At 62.9% G+C, this 1,568-nt stretch carries 2 protein-coding genes; both read right to left on the minus strand.

The features are described 5' to 3' along the window. On the minus strand, positions 1-989 hold a 989-nt coding region (locus ABY403_RS16375; RefSeq protein ID WP_372841875.1), incomplete at its 3' end, for a UvrD-helicase domain-containing protein. Then, positions 986-1,568: PD-(D/E)XK nuclease family protein (locus ABY403_RS16380; protein ID WP_372841876.1), on the minus strand; the 583-nt coding region annotated here is incomplete at its 5' end. The genes ABY403_RS16380 and ABY403_RS16375, both read right to left, overlap by 4 nt.

Below are 1,568 nucleotides of genomic sequence, written 5' to 3' on the forward strand. Positions count from 1 at the left end.
AGCGCGAGCCTCCGGAGTCGCGCAGCCGCGACCCGCTCCATCAGCGCATCAAGTTCCGGCATCAGCGCGGCGGCGGGGCCATCCTTCGTTTGCTTGGTTGGAAAAGACCCTATCTTTGCTGAAAATGGCTCACTCGTCTTCGTGCCCTTGCCAAAAAGAAACACGCCTTCCAGCACCTTGCAGGTGGCAAGGCTGGGTGCGCCAAGGTCAAGCTGCGCGAGCTTTTCACCCGCTTTGCCGTCATTGCCGCCCTTCGCCAGCAAGATCGGCACAAGCGCCTTGAAAAGCGCTGCCTCGCGCCCTTCGAACACCTCGGCCAGCAGCGCTGCCGCGTCAAACCCGGCGGGCAGCCCAAACATCGCCAGCAGTGCGTCGCGGGGCAGGGGCTTGGAAAAAGCGGCACTGTTATTGCCCAATTCGCTTAGAAACGCCTTCAGATCCTCACCCGAGAAATGCGCCGCAAGCGCATCGACCGCGCCCACATCCTCGCCCGCCGCTAGTTCTTCGACAACTTCGGCACGCAGCAACATGCCCGCGCGATCGTCCATTTCGCGGAAATCATGCGGCACCCCGGCTTCCAGCGGAAAGCGACGCAAAAGCCCGGCGCAGAAGGCGTGGATGGTCTGAATCTTCAGCCCACCCGGCGTCTCGATCGCCTTGGCAAACAGCCGCCGCGCGCTACCCAGCGCTTCGGCGTCGATCGGCATATCGTCGCCCAAGGCTTGCAGCGCATCGCGCAGGGCGGCATCGGGCAGCATCGCCCATTCGCCAAGCCGTTTCAGCAAGCGGTTCTGCATCTCGCTCGCGGCGGCTTTGGTGTAGGTGAGGCACAGCACCTTTTGCGGCTCTGTTCCGGCCAAAAGCAGCCGTGCCACGCGGTCAGTCAGCACCCGCGTCTTGCCCGACCCGGCATTGGCACCAAGCCATGTCGATTGCTCGGGCGCTGCGGCCTGCACTTGCTTTGCGCTGGCGTCGCTCAGCCGCTTCATCCTACAGGCTCCTGTTCCGGCGGATCGGTCATTTCCCACTCGCCGAACCGGGCGAGGTGGTCATAATCGCCCGCCTGATCCATCTTTTGCGGCGCGCGGCGCGAAACAAAGCCCGTATCCTCGCTAAGATAGGCGGCAAGCAGGCGCTGTAGCCCGGCCCAAGTTTCATCAACCAGAGCTGCGTCATGGTTCATGTCGCGCGTCTCGCCGTCGCCGCCAAGGCGGATATAGCTGTAGCCCGCAACATCGCGCTGCCCAAGCGCCTCGAAGGCGCCGCGTTCAACCATCGCGGCCTCCAGCAAAAGCTGCTTGTCGAAATGCTCCATCACCGCCTTGCTAGGAAGCTCGCCCGTCTTGTAATCGAAAATGCGCACCCGCCCGTCATGCAGAAGATCAATCCTGTCAGGCCGCGCGGTCAGCAAAAAATCTGGCGTATCAAGCCGAATAGAGCCTTTTTTCTCGATCACCATCGGTGTCCCTTCGGCCGCGCGGGCGACATCCGAGGCGGCAAAGCTGCCCCCGATTTTTGCGATCCGCGCCAGCCAGAACCGCTGCGCCGAGGGCCAAGCGACCTCTTGC

The organism is Phaeovulum sp. (assembly GCF_041596715.1).
Taxonomy (GTDB): domain Bacteria; phylum Pseudomonadota; class Alphaproteobacteria; order Rhodobacterales; family Rhodobacteraceae; genus UBA6213.